The sequence below is a fragment of the Bradyrhizobium sp. SZCCHNS3052 genome, assembly GCF_032484495.1.
GTDB lineage: Bacteria > Pseudomonadota > Alphaproteobacteria > Rhizobiales > Xanthobacteraceae > Bradyrhizobium.
In genome coordinates, this window is record NZ_JAUETB010000003.1 from 473600 (window position 1) to 490660 (window position 17061).

General features: G+C 66.5%; 19 protein-coding genes. 10 read left to right on the forward strand and 9 right to left on the reverse strand.

Annotated features, from left to right (window positions below):
• Positions 1–66 precede the first annotated feature (66 nt).
• The 3 genes from QX073_RS13745 to QX073_RS13755 are packed head-to-tail and all read left to right on the forward strand — an operon-like array spanning position 67 to position 1804.
• On the forward strand, positions 67–831 hold the full coding sequence (locus QX073_RS13745) for a sulfite exporter TauE/SafE family protein (RefSeq protein ID WP_315714097.1): 765 nt from the start codon (positions 67–69) through the stop codon (positions 829–831).
• Positions 832–838: 7 nt separating this feature from the next.
• Positions 839–1078 (forward strand): hypothetical protein, encoded by a 240-nt coding sequence (locus QX073_RS13750; protein WP_315714098.1) that lies wholly within the window; start codon positions 839–841, stop codon positions 1076–1078.
• A gap of 30 nt (positions 1079–1108) precedes the next feature.
• A complete protein-coding gene (locus tag QX073_RS13755) occupies positions 1109–1804 on the forward strand; it encodes a glutathione S-transferase family protein (RefSeq protein ID WP_315714099.1) in 696 nt (231 codons plus the stop codon).
• Here the strand turns inward: QX073_RS13755 and QX073_RS13760 are convergent.
• Positions 1801–2583, reverse strand: coding sequence for a crotonase/enoyl-CoA hydratase family protein (locus tag QX073_RS13760; protein ID WP_316225881.1), 783 nt, complete (start codon positions 2581–2583; stop codon positions 1801–1803). The two genes, QX073_RS13755 and QX073_RS13760, sit on opposite strands and share 4 nt — an antisense overlap.
• A gap of 96 nt (positions 2584–2679) precedes the next feature.
• On the opposite strand from QX073_RS13760, the gene QX073_RS13765 reads away from it, so the two are divergent.
• Positions 2680–3309, forward strand: coding sequence for a helix-turn-helix domain-containing protein (locus QX073_RS13765; protein WP_316225882.1), 630 nt, complete (start codon positions 2680–2682; stop codon positions 3307–3309).
• Here the strand turns inward: QX073_RS13765 and QX073_RS13770 are convergent.
• Genes QX073_RS13770 through QX073_RS13785 form a run of 4 tightly spaced genes read right to left on the reverse strand, consistent with a single transcriptional unit; the run spans position 3284 to position 5527 of the window.
• A complete protein-coding gene (locus tag QX073_RS13770; RefSeq protein WP_315750057.1) occupies positions 3284–3766 on the reverse strand; it encodes a hypothetical protein in 483 nt (160 codons plus the stop codon). The two genes, QX073_RS13765 and QX073_RS13770, sit on opposite strands and share 26 nt — an antisense overlap.
• A gap of 15 nt (positions 3767–3781) precedes the next feature.
• A complete protein-coding gene (locus QX073_RS13775; protein ID WP_316225883.1) occupies positions 3782–4585 on the reverse strand; it encodes a hypothetical protein in 804 nt (267 codons plus the stop codon).
• A gap of 40 nt (positions 4586–4625) precedes the next feature.
• Positions 4626–5309 carry an HAD family phosphatase gene (locus tag QX073_RS13780; RefSeq protein ID WP_316166511.1) on the reverse strand — a complete coding sequence of 228 codons (684 nt, stop codon included), beginning with the start codon at positions 5307–5309 and terminating at the stop codon, positions 4626–4628.
• Positions 5306–5527, reverse strand: a complete 222-nt coding sequence (locus QX073_RS13785; RefSeq protein WP_315714381.1) for a cysteine-rich CWC family protein — start codon at positions 5525–5527, stop codon at positions 5306–5308. The genes QX073_RS13780 and QX073_RS13785 overlap by 4 nt, the downstream gene beginning before the upstream one ends.
• A gap of 140 nt (positions 5528–5667) precedes the next feature.
• On the opposite strand from QX073_RS13785, the gene QX073_RS13790 reads away from it, so the two are divergent.
• The 4 genes from QX073_RS13790 to QX073_RS13805 all read left to right on the forward strand — a co-directional run bounded on the left by QX073_RS13790 (position 5668) and on the right by QX073_RS13805 (position 11434).
• Positions 5668–7188: a DUF1800 family protein gene (locus QX073_RS13790; protein ID WP_316225884.1), complete on the forward strand. Its 1521-nt coding sequence runs from the start codon at positions 5668–5670 to the stop codon at positions 7186–7188.
• Complete coding sequence (locus QX073_RS13795; RefSeq protein ID WP_315714106.1) at positions 7185–8408, forward strand: DUF1501 domain-containing protein; 1224 nt, start codon at positions 7185–7187, stop codon at positions 8406–8408. The genes QX073_RS13790 and QX073_RS13795 overlap by 4 nt, the downstream gene beginning before the upstream one ends.
• A gap of 136 nt (positions 8409–8544) precedes the next feature.
• Positions 8545–8865, forward strand: a complete 321-nt coding sequence (locus QX073_RS13800) for an antibiotic biosynthesis monooxygenase (protein WP_315714107.1) — start codon at positions 8545–8547, stop codon at positions 8863–8865.
• A gap of 586 nt (positions 8866–9451) precedes the next feature.
• Positions 9452–11434, forward strand: coding sequence for an AI-2E family transporter (locus tag QX073_RS13805; protein WP_315750063.1), 1983 nt, complete (start codon positions 9452–9454; stop codon positions 11432–11434).
• A 161-nt stretch (positions 11435–11595) separates the two neighbouring features.
• Here the strand turns inward: QX073_RS13805 and QX073_RS13810 are convergent, their stop codons facing one another.
• The 4 genes from QX073_RS13810 to QX073_RS13825 form a co-directional block, all read right to left on the reverse strand.
• Positions 11596–12057 carry a GNAT family N-acetyltransferase gene (locus tag QX073_RS13810; RefSeq protein WP_315750064.1) on the reverse strand — a complete coding sequence of 154 codons (462 nt, stop codon included), beginning with the start codon at positions 12055–12057 and terminating at the stop codon, positions 11596–11598.
• A gap of 61 nt (positions 12058–12118) precedes the next feature.
• The gene (locus QX073_RS13815; protein WP_315714111.1) at positions 12119–12313 is read right to left on the reverse strand and encodes a hypothetical protein; all 195 of its coding nucleotides are present in this window, start codon (positions 12311–12313) and stop codon (positions 12119–12121) included.
• A 513-nt stretch (positions 12314–12826) separates the two neighbouring features.
• On the reverse strand, positions 12827–13477 hold the full coding sequence (locus QX073_RS13820; RefSeq protein ID WP_315714112.1) for a glutathione S-transferase family protein: 651 nt from the start codon (positions 13475–13477) through the stop codon (positions 12827–12829).
• Positions 13478–13670: 193 nt separating this feature from the next.
• Positions 13671–14903 carry a glycosyltransferase family 87 protein gene (locus QX073_RS13825; protein WP_316225885.1) on the reverse strand — a complete coding sequence of 411 codons (1233 nt, stop codon included), beginning with the start codon at positions 14901–14903 and terminating at the stop codon, positions 13671–13673.
• 191 nt (positions 14904–15094) lie between these two features.
• Here QX073_RS13825 and QX073_RS13830 point away from each other — a divergent pair, with 191 nt between their 5' ends.
• Positions 15095–16297: a pyridoxal phosphate-dependent aminotransferase gene (locus QX073_RS13830; protein ID WP_315714114.1), complete on the forward strand. Its 1203-nt coding sequence runs from the start codon at positions 15095–15097 to the stop codon at positions 16295–16297.
• A 120-nt stretch (positions 16298–16417) separates the two neighbouring features.
• Positions 16418–16942 carry a DUF992 domain-containing protein gene (locus QX073_RS13835; RefSeq protein ID WP_315714115.1) on the forward strand — a complete coding sequence of 175 codons (525 nt, stop codon included), beginning with the start codon at positions 16418–16420 and terminating at the stop codon, positions 16940–16942.
• Positions 16943–17061: the final 119 nt, after the last annotated feature.

Genomic DNA, 17061 nt, shown 5'->3' on the forward strand with positions numbered 1-17061 from the left:
GGGCAAGATAACTCGGTTTGTGCGGATATCGCCAGTGCGACAAATTGCATGGCGAGGAGATCAGCCATGACACCCGCCCTGATTGCAGCGCTCGGATTGCTGATGGTGGCGACGGCGTTCCTGTCGGGCCTGTTCGGCATGGCCGGCGGGCTGATCCTGATCGGCGTGCTGCTGGCGATCATGCCGCTGCCGGCGGCGATGGTGCTGCACGCGGCGACGCAGATGGCGTCCAATGGCTGGCGTGCGGTGCTGTGGCGCCGGCACATCCGCTGGCGGCCGGTCGCGGTGTATCTCGTCGGCTGCGCGCTGGCGCTCGGCCTGTGGGCGCTGGTGCGCTACGTGCCGGACAAGCCGGCGGCGCTCCTGCTGCTCGGCGTCACCCCGTTCATGGCGCGGCTGATGCCGGCCGGCCTCAAGCCCGATCCGGACAGCGTCTGGCAGGGCGCGATCTACGGCACGATCTGCATGGGGCTGATGCTGATGACCGGCGTGTCGGGGCCGCTGCTCGACACGTTCTTTCTCGGCGCGCGGTTCGACCGCCGCTCGATCGTCGCCACCAAGGCGACGTGTCAGGTCGCGAGCCACCTCACCAAGCTGATCTATTTCGGCGGCATCATCGATCAGGCCGCGGGCCTCGATCCGGTGCTCGCGCTCGTCGCCGTCGGCGCGTCGATGCTCGGCACGAGCCTGGCGCGGCGGCTGCTCGAGGCGATGAGCGAGCAGCAGTTCCGCACCTGGGCCAACCGCATCATCACGGCGGTGGCGAGCTACTACATCCTCTATGGCGGCTGGCTGCTGCTGGCCGCGCAGAGCTCGGCGGCGGCAGAGTGAGGCGAGCATGGCCGTATCGGCAGACCCCCTGGTGCTGGACTTCGTCGAATGGGTCGCGCGCGCGCCGCGCAGCCATGCCGAAGTGGTGGCGACCTGGCGGACGAGCTGCCCGCGCCTGACGGTGTGGGAGGATGCCGCCGATCTGGGCTATGTCACGCGCGAGGCGATCACGGGCGCCGGCCTCTTCATCATCGTCACCGATGCCGGTGCGCGGCTGCTGCGCGACAACGGCCGCGTCGTGCGCTAGAACGGTCCGGACTTGGAGGAAGGACCGGGAATGGCCGTGAAACTGTATGAACTCGTCGGGACCGATGCGGGCCGCCCGTTCAGCCCCTTTTGCTGGCGCACGCGGATGGCGCTGGCGCACAAGGGGCTGAGCGCTGATACGATTCCGTGGCGCTTCACCGAGAAGAGCGCGATCGCGCCGCATGGCTCGGAGAAGGTGCCGGTCATGCTCGACGGCGACCGCGCGGTGGCCGATTCCTGGGCGATCGCCAACTACCTCGAGGACGCCTATCCGGACCGGCCGTCGCTGTTCGGCGGCGCCGGCGGCCGCGCCATGGCGCGCTTCCTCAATGCCTGGGGCGACATCGCCATCGTCGGCGGCATCTTTCCGCTGATCATCGCCGACATTCCGAAGAACCTCGCCGCCGAGGATGCCGACTATTTCCGCAAATCGCGCGAGGCGCGGTTCGGCAAGAGCCTCGAAGAGGTCATGGCCTCGCGCGACCAGGCGGTCATCGGCTTCCGCAGGTCGCTGGAGCCGCTGCGGCAGACCCTGAAGACGCAGGCCTTCATCGGCGGCGATACGCCCGACTATGCCGACTACATCGTGTTCGGCGGGTTCCAATGGGCGCGGGTGGTGAGCCCGTTCCGGCTGCTCGAGGAGAGCGACAGCGTCCATGCCTGGCGCGAGCGGCTGCTCGATGCGTTCGATGGGCTGGCGCGCAAGTCGCCGGGCCACCCGGTCTAGCAACGCGGCGGCCGGCGCTCGCGCCAGGCCGCCAGCCCGTCCGCGAGATCGCGGCTGCCGACGAGGCTCGCGAACTGTTCGCTCTCGACCTGGAGCCCTTCGCCGATCGCCATGTTGAGCCCGCGCGTCGCGGCGGTGATGATGCCGGCGACGGTGTCCGGCCCGTGGCGGATGATGCGCTGGGCCAGCGCGCGCGCCGCCGGCAAGAGCTCGTCATGCGGCACGACGGCGTTGACGAGGCCGATCTCCAGCGCGCGCGGCGCCGGGAAAGAATCGCCGGTCAGCAGCAGTTCGAGTCCGCGCTTGCGGCCGACCAGCCGCGGCAGCCGCTGCGTGCCGCCGAAGGTCGGCGGCATGCCGAGCCTGATCTCGGGCTTGGCGAAGCTGGCGCGCTCGCTCGCGACCGCAAGATGCACGGCCTCGGTGATCTCGCAGCCGCCGCCGAAGGCGAGCCCGTTGACGGCGGCGATGACCGGCTTGCGGAACGCCTCCAGCCGCGCCGTCATCGCCTGGCCACGCCGGACGAAGTCGCGCAGCGCGGCAGCGCGCCCCTGGCGGACGCTTGCGGTGAATTCGTCGATGTCGGCGCCGGCCGAGAAGGCGCGTTGTCCCGCACCGGTGAGGACCACGGCCCTGACGCCGGCATCGGTCTCGATGCGGTCGAGCGCGGCCATCAATCGATCGATCAGCGCATAGCTGAGCGCGTTCAGCCGCTGCGGCCGGTTCAGCGTGATCACGGCGATGCGGTCGGAGATGTCGAGCAGGATGAGGTCGGTCATGGTATCTCGCTGGCTGGCGGTTGGAGCAGGCGAAGACTAGGCGCGGCGGCAGCCGAGGTATATTCACTGGTCAGTATACATTGACCGAGCGCCGCCATGCCCCGTTCCTCCGATCCCACGCCCGCCCGCATCGTCGCCGCCGCGAGCAGGCTGTTCTATGCCGAGGGCATCCGCGCCGTCAGCGTCGACGCGGTGGCGGAGAAGGCCGGGGTTACCAAGAAGACGCTGTACTATCATTTCCGCAGCAAGGACGATCTGGTCGCGGCCTATCTTGCCGCGCGCGACCAACCGAACCTGACGCTGTTCAAGCGCTGGTTCGACGAGACCGAGGGCAGGCTGCCCGACAAGATCGCCGGGATCTTCAACCAGCTCGCGCGCGCCGCGCGACATCCGAAATGGCGCGGCTGCGGCTTCCTGCGCACCACCGCGGAGCTCGCCAATCTGCCCGGCCATCCCGCGATCAGGATCGGCGCCGCCCACAAGAAGAAGTTCGAGGCCTGGCTGCAGGCGGTCTTCGAGGAGCAGGGAATTGCCGAAGCAGGCGGGCTCGCGCGGCAGATGCTGTTGCTGCTCGACGGCGCGTTCGCGGTCGTGCTGCTGCATCGGGACGCCAGCTACATGGAAACCGCGGGCGCGGCGGCACGGACGCTGGTCGCAGCGGCGCTGCCAAAGGGAAGGCGATATGCTTCCCGCAGCACCGTCAGCCGGCGCAGCCGCGTCCCCTGACCTGCTCGCCGCGAACGATCGTCGCGACCATCCGGCTCGCCATGCCGTCGAAATCGGATGGCTTGATGTAGCCGGCGGCGTAGGCTTCCTGGGTGAGCCGTTCGATCCTTCGATCCTCGGCGGTGGTCCATACGCCCGCGATATAGGCGGCGCCGGCCGGACCATAGGTCTCGGGATAGCGCTCGTTCTGGTTCTGCCGGTGATAGTAGTAGTGGTTGAGGCCGCTGATGAAGCTGTCGCGCTTGGCGCCGCAGCGGTCGCTCCAGGCGAGGTCGAGCGACTTCAGCGCGTCTTCGCGCTGCGAACGCCGGGCGTCCTCGGTGTATTTCTCGTGGTCCTGAAACTCCGCGCCGGTGACGGGCGGAAACGCCGCCGCGGTCGGCGCTTCGGTCAGGAACAGGCGTCCGCCAACCTGCCAGACGACGATGGCCGCAATGATGAAGATCAGCCGGTTCATGGCAGCGCTCGTTTGCTATCGCCGGTCCCGTTGCGCCTGCCGCGTCCGGCACACCGCCGACTCGTCGGACCAGAAGGCGGGTCCGGCGAATTGCGGGACCTCCTCGCGCACGTCGGCCGGAAAGTCCGCCTTGGTGATCCCCTTTTCCTCGAAGGCTTCGAACAACGCCTCCTTCACGCGCTGATCGAGCGGCGTGCCGACGCTGTCGGCCGCCTCCTGGAGCGATTTGTCGGTGCAGATCTTTGCGCCCCAGAACTGCCGCTTGCAATCCAGCTTGGCAACATAGGCGCGGGTGTAGGCCGTCAGTGCGTCCACCAGGTTCTGCTTCATGGTCTGGTCGCACGGCGACAGCTTGTAGGCCGTCGCGGCCTGCAATGCGTCCATCCGCAACGCGTCGAGCTTGGGATTCTTGTCGCTCTGCGAGGTGTGCTGCGCGAGCCACGCCTTGCGGTCGAACTCCTTTGCCTCCGGGCCGCCGAAGGTCATGTCGACCGTGGGGGATAGGGGAGCCACGACAGCCACGCCCCCCGGCGCCGGCGCAGCAAGGTTCGAGACCGTTTCAATCGAAGCTGTCCGCATCATGCCCCGCCACGGTCCATCCGGAAGCGGAAATCCCCTGACCGCCCAACTCATACCTGCGAACGCAGCCAAAAATGCCGCACCCGCGGCGCCAATGAATCGCAACATGAAATAAGCCCATCCGCCAACGCCTGCACGGTAGTGCGTGCGGGTTAATGCATCCGATAGGACTGCGGACGGCGCGCAACGACGTGAACCGATCGTGACCGTGTTCGGCCGCGTTTGAAGAAAATGGCTCATGAGAAGGCTGCACGGCGATTCACAGCCTGCCGAGGTGACGTCACGTCCTGAGGGGCAACACCGAACGGCGCGCGAGCAGCGCGATGGCGGCATCGAGATCCGGCAGCACGGCCGCCGCATTCGCCCGCGAATGATCGTTCGGCGGCACGATGTCCGGCACCATCAAGGTGATCGCGCCGGCGGCGTGCGCGGAGGCGACGCCGGGATTGGAATCCTCGATCGCGACGCAGGCCGGCGCGTGCGTCCGCAGCCGTTCCGCGGCAAGCAGATAGAGGTCCGGATGCGGTTTGGCGCGGGCCACGTCGTCGCGCGTCAGGACCGCATCGAAGCGGTGATCGATGCGGGCGAGGCGGAGATGCTCCGCGGCCGTGCGGCGCGAGGACGAGGTGACGACGGCCTTGGGCAGGCCGACCGCGTCGATCGCATCGAGCAGCGCGATGACGCCAGGCTTCAGCGGCATGCCCGCCTGCAGGATCTCGACCGTCTTGGCCGCGAACAGGCGGTTGACTTCGGCCAGCGGAAAATCGTCGCCGAAATGGTCGCGCAGGGTCTGCTCGTTGTCGGGTCCGGGAATGCCGATCATCGCGTGACAGAGCTCGACGACGCCGTCGCTGTAGCCGAGCGCATTCAGTGCCGCGATCGCAGCTTCGAGATAGACCTTCTCGGTGTCGAGCAGCGTGCCATCCATGTCGAGCAGGACGGCTTCGACGTGCCAGCGCGTCACGAGCCCGGCTCCGGTTTGCCGGCCAGTCTCTTGAGGCAGTTGGCGCACAGGCAGTCCTTGAAATTGCTTTGTCCGGTCTTGGGCAGCGGCAGGCGCACGGTCTCGTCGAAGCACCAGCAGGAGCCGCCCGGATCGCAGCTGAACGCCGTGCCGCACGACTCGCAGATGAGCTGCCGCGCGGTCATGTCCGCTAAACGATTTGTCACCTTCGGAACCACGTCCGACCAGCCCCTTTTCATGTCCGGTTCATCTGCAGGGGCAAGTATAGTGCGTGACAATCTGCCGCGCCATCGCAGTCTGCGGTCGCGGCAACACAGCGTTTCGGGAGCTCCCGCGATGACGGGCTCGAGGATGTGGCATGGCGCGTGATGCTCGATCGGCTCTTGTCGCATTGAATCGCTTCGGCTTCGGCGCGCGTGGCGGTGCCTCGGGCGATCTCGTCAATGCGGCGTCGGACCCGCGCGGCTTCGTCAAGGCCGAGCTCGGCCGTCCCGATGGAGCGCTGCTGGAGGCCCCGGGTCTGCAGCCGACGGCAGCACTCGCCGCTGCCGTCTTCGCCTATCAGGACGAGGTCAAGCGGGCCCGCGAGGCCGCGAAGTCGGAGGCTGCGCCGCAGGAGCAGTCCAGCCCCACGCGCGGCCTGTCCACGAACGGCGCGGACAAAGCCATGGCCGCAACGCCCTCGGCGGCCCCAGCGGCCGGTGCCGACCCCGCACCCGCGATGCAGGGAGCGCCGGCAAAGCCCGCGCAAGCCCAGCAGCCGCCCAACGTCGTCCAGAAGACGTTCCGTGCCGAAGCGCTGGCGCGGCTGCAGCGCGCGGTGCTCGCCGACTGCGGCTTCACCGAGCGGCTGGTGGCGTTCTGGTCGAATCATTTCTGCATCTCCGCCGGCAAGGGCGAGTTGGCGCGGATGTGGGCCGGTGCGTTCGAGCGCGAGGCGATCCGGCCGCACGTGCTCGGGCGCTTCGTCGACATGCTGAAGGCGGTCGAGCAGCATCCGGCGATGCTGTTCTTTCTCGACAACCAGGAATCGCTCGGACCGGACTCACGTGCCGGCCAGAACCGCAAGCGCGGCCTCAACGAGAATCTCGCGCGCGAGATCATGGAGCTGCACACGCTGGGTGTCGGCGGCGGCTACAGCCAGGAGGACGTGACCTCGCTGGCGCGCATCATCACCGGCTGGAGCTTCGCCGGCCGCAACGCCCGCAACGCGGCGCCCGGCAGCTTCGTGTTCAATGCCAATGCGCATCAGCCGGGGCCGCAGACGTTGCTCGGCAAGGTCTATGCGGATGATGGCCTCGCCCAGGGCGAAGCGGCGCTCGCGGACATCGCGCGGCATCCGTCGACCGCGAAGTTCATCGCCGCCAAGCTCGCACGCCATTTCATTGCCGACGATCCGCCGCCCGCGCTCGTCGCGCGACTCGAAGCCGTGTTCAGGAGGAGCGATGGCGACCTCAAGGCGCTGACCTTGGCGCTGGTGGACTCCGACGATGCCTGGTCGGCGCCGCTCACCAAGATCCGCTCGCCCTATGAGTTCCTGGTCGCCGGCGGCCGGCTGCTGGCGCGCGTGCCGGAGGATCCCGGCTTCTATCTCACTTCCCTGAACACGCTGGGCCAGCCGTTGTGGACGCCCGCGGGACCAAACGGATTCGCTGATACCAATGCGGTGTGGGCCGCGCCGGAGGGCATGAAGCTGCGGCTGGACATCTCGTCGCAGCTCGGCGGCCGACTCGGCAACAATCTCGATCCGCGCGAGCTGCTCGAGCTCGTCGCCGGCGATGCTGCGTCGACCGAGACACGCCGCACCATCGAGCGCGCGGAGTCGCGCCAGCAGGCGCTGGCGCTGCTGCTGATGTCGCCGGAATTCCAGAGGAGATGACGATGGACCGGATCGCGACCTCGCTGTCGACCTCGCGACGCCACTTGCTGCTGGCAGGCGCGTCATTCGCCGCGTGGGGCTATTTGCCGAAATTCGCCCGCGCCGCCGACCAGCGCGATCCGCGGCTGATCGTCGTAATCCTGCGCGGCGCGCTCGATGGTCTCGCCACCGTCGCGCCGGTCGGCGATCCCGACTACGCCGGACTGCATGGCGCGATCGCGCTGACGACGACGGGACCAACTCCGGCGCTGCCGCTCGACTCGTTCTTTGCGCTGCATCCGTCGATGCCGGAATTCGCGCGCATGTATCGTGACAAGCAGGCTGCCGTGGTTCACGCGGTCGCGACACCATATCGCGAGCGCTCGCATTTCGATGGCCAGGACGTGCTCGAAAGCGGCTTCGCCGGTCCCGGCCGCGTGCAATCGGGCTGGCTGAACCGCGCAGTCGAGGCGCTGCCGCGCGGCCCCCGCGTCACGGGCGCGCTCGCGGTCGGTCCGACGGCACCGCTGGTGCTGCGCGGCGCAGCGCCCACCGTCGGCTGGGCGCCGGTAACCTTGCCGCAGGCCGATGACGACACCGCGACGCGGCTGGTCGACCTCTATGCGCATCGCGATCCCGCATTGGCGGCTGCGCTGTCGCAAGGGCTGAAGCTCGAGAAGGTCGCGTTCGGTGACGACATGAAGCCCAAGCCGGGCGGCAACCAGATCGCGGCGATGCGCCAGGTCGCGCGCGGCGCGGCGAAGCTGATCGCGGCGGATGATGGTCCGCGCATCGCGGCGCTGGCCTTCGACGGCTGGGATACGCATGCCAATGAAGGCGGCGCAATCGGCCGGCTGGCGCAGCTCCTGTCGGGCCTCGACGGCGCGCTCGCCGAGTTCGAGAGCGGTCTTGGCCCGCGCTGGCGGGATACGGTCGTGGTGGTCGCAACCGAGTTCGGGCGCACGGCGAAGATCAACGGCACCCAGGGGACCGATCATGGCACCGGGACGATTGCGCTGCTCGCCGGCGGCGCGGTGAAGGGCGGGCGGGTGATCGCCGACTGGCCGACGCTGAAGATGGCGAGCCTCTACCAGGGACGCGATCTTGCGCCGACGACGGATCTGCGCGCGGTGTTCAAGGGCGTACTCGCCGATCATCTCGGCATCGGCGAGCACGCGCTCGGCGGCGCGGTGTTTCCGGACAGCGCGGCCGTGAAGCCGATCAAGGGGCTCGTGGCCTAGGGCTCGCTTGCGCCCTGTCCTGATCGGGGCTCTGAAGCATTCCACATCGCGGCATCAGCGGCCACCGCCGCTGGCGCATTGCACCGCGAAGTCTGCTACTCCTCGACCTGCGGCATTCACCCCTCAGGAGATCAGCATGTTCATCGCCATGAATCGTTTTCGCGTCGCCAAGGGCTCGGAGGCCGCCTTCGAGCAGGTCTGGCTGTCGCGCGACAGCCATCTCGACAAGGTACCGGGCTTCGTCGAGTTTCACTTGTTGAAGGGACCGGAAGCGGAGGACCATACGCTGTATGCCTCGCACACGATCTGGGCGTCGAAAGCTGCGTTCGAGGACTGGACCAGGTCCGAAGCCTTCCGCGCCGCGCACCACCGGGCCGGCGACACCAAGGTGCACTATCTCGGCCCGCCGCAGTTCGAGGGGTTCGAGGTCCGCCAAACGGTGGGCAGCAAGACGTAGGACAAGGACAGAGTCCACCATTCAGACGAGATCCGTCTCCGCGGCCCGTCTTGGCTGAGCACGGCCGAGCGGACGCTTGATTTGCGCTGAACGACACGGCGGCCGACAGGACCCGGACGGTCGCCGGTCGTGCGCCCTCGGAAGCTGCTCGCGCCGGGCCTCGCCGGGCAAGCCGTACCGCCGAACCTGCTGACATCAACAAGGACGACGCCCCAGTGAAGCTCCGGCTGAGTCGCGGAGATGCGACGGTGTGCCGACGCTGACCAGTCGTCGCCGTCGGCAGACGCGCATGCGACCTCAGGCGCTCTCGGGAACTGGAGCCTCACGAGGCTGTTATCGCGTGTCTGAAACAGGAAGCCGAATGTCCGGCAGGGCGGGCAGCGCCAGCCAGCGCCCTCGGTCGTTCTGTTCTAGCGAAGGCCCGGATGGTTGCTCGGATCGAGGACGAACCTTCCGGCATATGACCACCGGCGCCGGCGACATCGTCAGAAGCTTCCCTCCGTTGCAACGCGCCACCTTCGTCGACGTTGACAGCCTGACCGCTTGAGCGACGCGCGCCGCCCTTCCTCGTTCGGAGAGAGATTCGATGATCATCAGACAGCCGCTCAAGGTCCGCACCCCAGAGGAAGTTCTCGGGCTGATCAGCGCGCTGGCCGTCGCCATTTTTGCGGTCATCATCATCGCGCTGCTGTATTTCGGTCGCGATATCCTGGTCCCCGTGGCCCTGGCCATCCTGCTCAGCTTCGTATTGGCGCCATTGGTCGCGCAACTGCAGCGGCTTCGTGCCCCGCGCGGACTGGCCGTCGTCAGCGTGGTCGTTCTCGCATTCGTCGTGATCTTTACACTGGGCAGCCTGCTCGCCACCCAGCTCACCCAGCTTGCCAGTGAGCTGCCGAACTATCAATCGACGATGAGCAACAAGATCCAGTCGTTCCGCGACACCAAAGCCGGCAGAGGGACGCTCGAGCGTGCATCGGACATGCTCAAGGATCTGGGCAAGGAACTCGACAAACCGAATGAGCCGGAAGCGGCTCGGCCGCCGAGCGGACTGCGAACGAATTCCTCAGTCCCTGTGACCCCGATCCCGGTGGAGGTCCGGCAGCCCGATCCCGGAGCGCTAGACAGTCTCCGCACGCTGATTTCGCCGCTCATTCATCCGCTGGCGACGACCGGCATCATCATCATCTTCGTGATCTTCATATTGCTTCAACGCGAGGACCTGCGGAATCGGCTCATTCGCCTTGCGGGCTCATCCGACCTGCAGCGCACCACGGCGGCGCTCGATGATGCGGCTTACAGGCTCAGCCGGCTGTTCCTCACCCAGCTCGCCCTGAACGGCGGATTCGGCGTCGTGATCGGCGTCGGCTTGTGGTTCATCGGCATCCCCAGCGCCCTCCTTTGGGGGATCCTCGCCGCAGCGCTTCGGTTCGTGCCCTATATCGGCGCCGTCATCGCCGCGGCGTTTCCGCTTGCTCTGGCGGCAGCGGTCGACCCTGGCTGGTCGATGCTGATTTGGACCTTGGCCCTGTTTCTCGTGGTCGAGCCGTTGCTCGGCCACGTCATCGAACCGATGGTCTATGGGCGCAGCACGGGCCTGTCCCCCGTGGCGGTGGTCGTTTCAGCCGCGTTCTGGACCGCGCTGTGGGGCCCAATCGGGTTGGTGCTCGCGACGCCGCTGACGGTCTGCCTGGTCGTCATCGGACGACATGTGGAGCGCCTGGAGTTCCTCGACGTCATGTTCGGTGATCGTCCAGCGCTGTCTCCTCCCGAGATCTTCTACCAGCGCATGCTTGCGAACGATCCGACGGAAGCGGCCGAGAAGGCAGAGGAGTTCTTGAAGGAGCGCTCGTTGATTGCCTATTGCGACGAGGTCGCGGTGAAGGGACTGCAATTGGCCCAAGCCGACGCCGACCGAGGGGCGCTCGCCTATGATCGCCTTGCAACGATCCGTGACGCCGTCGCCGAGTTGACCGCCGATCTTTCCGATCAAAATGATGGTCCGCTGGCGAAACGCGAGACCACCAGCGATCCGGAAGCTGCATCGGCCGTCGACAGCTCGGCCAGCAGTGGGGCAATCGACACGATACCCATCCTCAGCAAGGACAATCTCGCCGAAGGATGGCGGAGCGAGCAGCCGGTCCTGTGCGTGGCCGGGCGAACCCCGATCGACGAAGCGGCGGCGGTGATTCTCGCGCAACTGTCGTCGGTGCACGGGTTGGGCGCGAAGGTCTCAGGAGCGGAGGCGCTCTCGACGGCGAACGTCATCAAGCTCGAGCCCGCAGGTGTTGCGATTGCCTGCCTGATCTATATCGGCAATTCCGGCGTTGCACATATGCGCTACTCCGTTCGTCGCTTGAAGCGACGACTCCCCAAGGCAAGAGTGATGTTGGTCTGCTGCGCGGCCGACGTCGATCAGGAGGCCGCGAAGGTGCTGCAGGAAGCCACCAAGGCCGATCTGGTCGCGGCGAGCATGGGTGAGGCTGTCAGAATGTGCGTCGAAGTCGCGCAGGCGAAGGCTTCTCAGCAGGTCCCATTGAAGCAGCAGAACACGACGACCAACGTAGCGTGAGACGCGCCACGTCCAACGACCAAGGCCAGACAAAAAAATGCGGCCCCGGTCAGAGACGGCGACTGACGGGGACCGCTGAAACGCGTGACCGGTGACGGGGGATGATCAGGCGCTCGATGGAGCGTAGGCCTGCCCCGTGACGGCGGCGTGACACCGCCCGTTCACAGCGCCTTGCGGTAGACGATGAAGCCCGAGCGCTCGGCGATCTTGTCGTAGAGCGCCTGTGCCGTGGTGTTGGTCTCGTGCGTCTGCCAATAGACCCGCGGCGCACCGGCCTGACGCGCTTCGCGGTAGACCGCCTCGATCAGCGCCCGTCCGACGCCCTTGCCGCGGGCGGCCTCGCTCGTGAACAGGTCGTTGAGATAGCAGAGCGGCCCGATCGTGGTGGTGGCGCGATGAAACAGGTAGTGCGCCAGGCCGATCAACTCGCCACCGCTCTCGGCGACCAGGGCATGGACCGGCTCGTCGGCATCGAAGAAGCGCGACCATGTCATCGCGGTCACCTCGGCCGGCAGCGCCGTCGGCCCCGAACGGCCGTAGAAGGCATTGTAGCCGTCCCAGAGCGGCAGCCAGTGATCATGGTCGTCGCGCGCGATGGCGCGCACAGTGAGTGCTTCGTGCATGAAGGCTTCGCCGTCCGTTTGAATCTCGACGGACCTTCGATACGCGCAGCCGCGTTGGCGATCAATCCGGGACGGGCTGCACCGGTTCGGCGGCGGGCGGCCGTACCAGCTCGACATAGACGGACCGATCTTCCTCGGTCAGCGGCGAGAGCGAGAGCTCGCCCCGCCGCTCGATCAGGATCAGCAGTGACGCCGCCAGCAGGATCGCGAGTGCCAGGGTCACGGCAACGATTACGACCGTTGATTTCATCGCCATTTTGTGCGCGAGACAATCATCGCCTGTTGTCGCGAAAACCGCGAAGGGTTGTCAAAATGGCTTCCTGTTAAGCGGGCATCGACAAGACGGCGCGGATCGACACCACCGCGATGGTGACGCTGACACCCAACGAGAGCGTGCTGGCCGCGATCGTTGCGACCACGGCGGTGGTCAGGCTGGGCGAAAGGGTGAGCGTTGCGTGGTCGTGAAAGCCGCTGACGGGCGTACGGAGCCCTCTACGGTGGTTCGACTCCTGCGGCGACGCATGGCCGCGGACCCAACTGAACCTCGGAACGGAAGCAAGACGCCACCCGGACATGAAGTCGAAATCCCTTACCCATACATCCGCGAGCGAATCACTCGCAGAGGTAAATTCTAAGGTCGCGCTGGGCAGGATTGCGGCGGCAAATCGGAAAAAAAGGCAGGAACATGGCGCTGGCGGTGTTTGTTCCCGCCGAAGCGTGTATTTTCCCCGCTGTTCTACGGACGGTCCGTAGTCTTACGGTGAATGCCTCACCCGTAGTCGGCGGCGATGCCGGCCGAATCGATCAGCGCCGGCTGCCAATCCATCGCGACGAAACCGGGTGTCTGTTCGACGCGGCGCAGCCAGTTGCGGATCTTCGGGAAGGTCGACAGGTCGAAGTCGCAGCGATCGGCGACGTGGGTGTAGCCGTAGAGCGCGATGTCGGCGACCGTCAGCTGCTTCGCGGCAAAGTAGTCGTTGCTCTTGAGATGATTCTCCATCACCTGGAGCGCGGCGTAGCCGCGCTCCATCCAGTCCTCGAGCGCATGTGTCTGCAGGTCGCGCCCGCCCTTGACCAGCAGCAGCCAGAAATAGGCGGCGCCGATGTTCGGCTCCAGCGCATGCTGCTCGAAGAACATCCACTGCAGCGCTTCGGCGCGCTCGATGCGCTGCTCCGGCACCAGCGGCGTGCCGCCGGCGACATACCAGAGGATCGCGTTCGATTCGGCGATGAAGCGGTCCTCGCCGACCTCCAGCAGCGGCACCTGGCCGCTGGGATTCTTGGCGAGAAAATCCGGCGTGCGGCTCTCGCCGCGCAGGATGTCGATCTCGATCGCCTGATAGGGCGCGTTCAGAAGCGCGAGCGCAAGGCGGACCTTGTAGCTGTTGCCTGACCGCTGCATCGAATAGAGCTTGTACATCCGGCCGATTTCGAGTTCGAGGAATCAAAGGTTGGACGCATCGCACATCCAGACGCCAGATCGTCCCGCAATGCGGCCAGACAATGATGCCGATGGGCGCAGGCTGCAAGAGCCGGCGGATGGAAAAAGTCGAAATGCGCTACTGCACTGCACTCTCGAATAACAACTTTCCAATAGATTCAAACAATCGAGATCACGCCTGCGCGATGCGCGCGTGTCCACCGATCTCGACGGCGCGATCGGTGAGTGCGCGGCGCAGGGTCAGCGCGAACAGGGCCATCAGAACGATGAGGCCCAGCGGTATCGTCGTCAGCCCGGCGACGCTGCGCGAGAGCAGCGGCACGATCCAGGCGGCCGCGAGCACGCTGAGCTCGTAGTCGCGAAAGCCGTTCGCGAGGCCGTGCCGGACGAAGAAGATGATCGCGACCGCGACGACGACGAGGTCGTAGTCGAGCACATAGGGCGTCGCCAGCAGGCTCGCGCTCGCCAGTGCCGAAGCCTTGAGATCGAACGCGGCCTCGCTCTGCCACAGCCATGCAAGTCCGGCCGCGAGCGACAGCGCCAGCAGGCTCTGCAGCGCATAGGCGGACCTGATATCGGCGCCCCAATGACGCGCGGCCGAGAACACCGACTGGATCTTCTCCCAGCCGGTGCCGCCTTGCTCGAGCACGACGCTCTGTGTGAAGGTCATCGACTGGAAGAAGGCGTGCCAGACGTCGCTGCCGAGCGCGACGAAGCTGATCGCGACCAGCGCGGCCACCGTGGCGGCTGCCGCAGCAATCGTCGGCCAGCGCGTGCCTGCGAGCAGCGCCACGGGAATGAGCACGCCGAATTGCGGCTTGTAGGCGAGCAGGCCGATCAGGACGCCGGCCGCCCACGGCCGGCCGCGCTCCATCAGCAACAGCGCGCCGCCGAGCAGCGCCGCGGTGAAGAACGCGTTCTGGCCGTGACCGATGTTGACGAAGACGGCGGGAAAGGCGATCGCGACCAGCAGCGTCTCGGAACGCGGCAGGATCGCGCGCATGACCGCGAGGTATGCGAGCAGGCTCGACACGACCCAGAGCGCGAGCCCTCCGGCATAGGGCAGCAGGGCGGTGATGGCGGCGATCGCGAAGAAGAAGGGCGGGTAGTGCCAGCCGAAGAACGGCACGTCGCGGCCGTCGAACACGGCCTTTTCCGTCGCATGCTGCAGCGGCGGATCATAGGCATCGGCCGCCTTGCCCTGAAGGGTCAGCACGCCTGCCGCATAGACGTTGGAGAAGTCGGTGCCGATCGGCTTGCCGTTGCGGTCGACCAGGCCATCGGACAGCGCGATCCAGCCGGCGATTGCCGCGATCGTGACCGCGAGCAGAATCCAGCTGTAGGACTTGATCCGCGTGGCCGTCAGCCAGTCGCCGGATCGCAGGGCGTACCCGATAGTGGTCATTTCGGCCTGAGACTCTGGATAATCGTCGGCCCACGCTAGCGGGGCGGCTTTAACGTTCTCTAAAGTCTTGGGAGCCATGTGCCCAAGCTTCTTGCGATGCAGCGCTGGGGGCCCTACAAATGGGCGTTTCCCTGACATGACTGGTCGTGGCCCCGAGGGGGTGATCCACGACGCCTGCATAGGAGCTGATGATGTCCTTTCTCGCCGCTGCGCTCGACCGTGTGAAGCCGTCCGCGACCATCGCGGTCACGGATAAAGCGCGCGTCCTCAAAGCGGCGGGCCGCAACGTCATCGGCCTTGGCGCCGGCGAGCCGGATTTCGACACGCCCGACAACATCAAGCAGGCCGCGATCAAGGCGATCCAGGACGGCAAGACCAAGTATACGGCGGTCGACGGCATCCCCGAGCTGAAGGAAGCCATCATCGGCAAGTTCCAGCGCGAGAACGGCCTCACCTATAAGCCGAATCAGGTGATCGTCGGCGTCGGCGGCAAGCAGGTGCTGTACAATGCGCTGATGGCGACCATCAATCCCGGCGACCAGGTGATCATCCCGGCGCCGTACTGGGTCAGCTATCCGGAGATGGTGGCGCTTGCCGGCGGCGAGCCGGTGCCGGTGGTCTGCACCGCCGCCCACGGCTTCAAGCTGCAGCCGGAGGCGCTGGAGAAGGCGATCACGCCGAAGACCAAGTGGCTGATCCTGTGCTCGCCGTCGAATCCGACCGGCGCGGCCTACACCAAGGCCGAGCTGAAGGCGCTCACCGAGGTGCTGGTCAAGCATCCGCATGTCTGGATCATGACCGACGACATGTACGAGCACCTCGTCTATGACGACTTCGTGTTCACCACGCCGGCGCAGGTCGAGCCCTCGCTGTTCGACCGCACGCTGACGGTGAACGGCGTCTCCAAGGCTTATTGCATGACCGGCTGGCGCATCGGCTATGCCGGCGGCCCGGCGCACCTGATCAAGGCGATGGCGACGATCCAGTCGCAGTCGACCTCGAACCCGTGCTCGATCGCGCAATGGGCGGCGGTGGAGGCCTTGAACGGTCCGCAGGACTTCATCCCGGCCAACAACAAGGTGTTCAAGGAGCGCCGCGACCTCGTGGTGTCGATGCTGAACCAGGCGAATGGCATCGAATGCCCGCGGCCGGAAGGCGCGTTCTACGTCTATCCGTCCTGCGCCGGGACGATCGGCAAGACCGCGCCGTCGGGCAAGGTGATCGACAATGACGAGGCCTTCGTCACCGAGCTGCTGGAGACGGAGGGCGTCGCCGTGGTGCAGGGCTCGGCCTTCGGCCTCGGCCCGGCCTTCCGCATCTCCTACGCGACCAAGACCTCCGACCTCGAGGACGCCTGCAAGCGAATCCAGCGCTTCTGCGGCAATCTGAGGTAATCGGGCAACATCCTTCTCGAAACACAAGAAGCCAATTTCCAGGCCGAAAGGCGCCATGTTTTGAACATGGCGCCTTTCTTTTGTCGGCCGACAAGTCTGGTGGCGTAGGGTTGGAGTTCGATGCGGCTGCTTCTGCTGTCGATCGCGTTGATGGTGATGATCGTGCCGCTCGCGCAGGCCCATCAGGGGCGGCCGATGCGCGCCGGCGTGCTCGAATGCGAGGGACGAAAGACCTCCGGCAGGCTCGTGATGTCCCAGTCCCGCCTGCGCTGCGTGTTTCGCAGTCAGGGCCGCCAGCCGGAGCGCTATGTCGCCAAGGTCCGGCGTTACGGCCTCGATCTCGGCCTGACGGATGTGACCAGGATGGCGTGGGCGGTCAGCGCACCGGTCAACGATTTCGGCCGCAGCGAGCTGCGCGGGCGCTATGGCGGATTGTCCGCCAACGCTGCCGCTCTGGTCGGCTTCGGCGGCAGCTTCCTGGTGCGCGACACCGATCGCGCCGCGGCGCTGCAGCCGATCAGCCTGCAGGGGCAGACCGGCTTGAACCTCGCTGCCGGAATCACCGAGGTCGAGCTGGTGCCGCTGCTGCCGATCCACCCGAGCCCGAGCCGTTCATCGTCCTACTTCTCGCGCTTCTATCGCTGAGACCCTCGATCGGAGAGACTCGGACACGTCCAGGCGAACGCGTCGCAGTCGCTGCCTGCGTCGGCGCGCCGGCTCGTGCCGACGGCGCGGCGAATCTGGTGCGACTGTAAGGCTTGTGG

Excerpts from the sequence above, each read along its gene's own strand:
- QX073_RS13775 (WP_316225883.1), bottom strand. The coding sequence starts at position 4,585 with ATGAGCCATTTTCTTCAAACGCGGCCGAACACGGTCACGATCGGTTCA.
- QX073_RS13745 (WP_315714097.1), top strand. The coding sequence starts at position 67 with ATGACACCCGCCCTGATTGCAGCGCTCGGATTGCTGATGGTGGCGACG.
- QX073_RS13795 (WP_315714106.1), top strand. The coding sequence starts at position 7,185 with ATGACGATGGACCGGATCGCGACCTCGCTGTCGACCTCGCGACGCCAC.
- QX073_RS13805 (WP_315750063.1), top strand. The coding sequence starts at position 9,452 with ATGATCATCAGACAGCCGCTCAAGGTCCGCACCCCAGAGGAAGTTCTC.
- QX073_RS13790 (WP_316225884.1), top strand. The coding sequence starts at position 5,668 with ATGGCGCGTGATGCTCGATCGGCTCTTGTCGCATTGAATCGCTTCGGC.
- QX073_RS13810 (WP_315750064.1), bottom strand. The coding sequence starts at position 12,057 with ATGCACGAAGCACTCACTGTGCGCGCCATCGCGCGCGACGACCATGAT.
- QX073_RS13815 (WP_315714111.1), bottom strand. The coding sequence starts at position 12,313 with ATGGCGATGAAATCAACGGTCGTAATCGTTGCCGTGACCCTGGCACTC.
- QX073_RS13835 (WP_315714115.1), top strand. The coding sequence starts at position 16,418 with ATGCGGCTGCTTCTGCTGTCGATCGCGTTGATGGTGATGATCGTGCCG.
- QX073_RS13750 (WP_315714098.1), top strand. The coding sequence starts at position 839 with ATGGCCGTATCGGCAGACCCCCTGGTGCTGGACTTCGTCGAATGGGTC.
- QX073_RS13760 (WP_316225881.1), bottom strand. The coding sequence starts at position 2,583 with ATGACCGACCTCATCCTGCTCGACATCTCCGACCGCATCGCCGTGATC.
- QX073_RS13830 (WP_315714114.1), top strand. The coding sequence starts at position 15,095 with ATGTCCTTTCTCGCCGCTGCGCTCGACCGTGTGAAGCCGTCCGCGACC.
- QX073_RS13800 (WP_315714107.1), top strand. The coding sequence starts at position 8,545 with ATGTTCATCGCCATGAATCGTTTTCGCGTCGCCAAGGGCTCGGAGGCC.
- QX073_RS13825 (WP_316225885.1), bottom strand. The coding sequence starts at position 14,903 with ATGACCACTATCGGGTACGCCCTGCGATCCGGCGACTGGCTGACGGCC.
- QX073_RS13820 (WP_315714112.1), bottom strand. The coding sequence starts at position 13,477 with ATGTACAAGCTCTATTCGATGCAGCGGTCAGGCAACAGCTACAAGGTC.
- QX073_RS13765 (WP_316225882.1), top strand. The coding sequence starts at position 2,680 with ATGCCCCGTTCCTCCGATCCCACGCCCGCCCGCATCGTCGCCGCCGCG.
- QX073_RS13770 (WP_315750057.1), bottom strand. The coding sequence starts at position 3,766 with ATGAACCGGCTGATCTTCATCATTGCGGCCATCGTCGTCTGGCAGGTT.
- QX073_RS13755 (WP_315714099.1), top strand. The coding sequence starts at position 1,109 with ATGGCCGTGAAACTGTATGAACTCGTCGGGACCGATGCGGGCCGCCCG.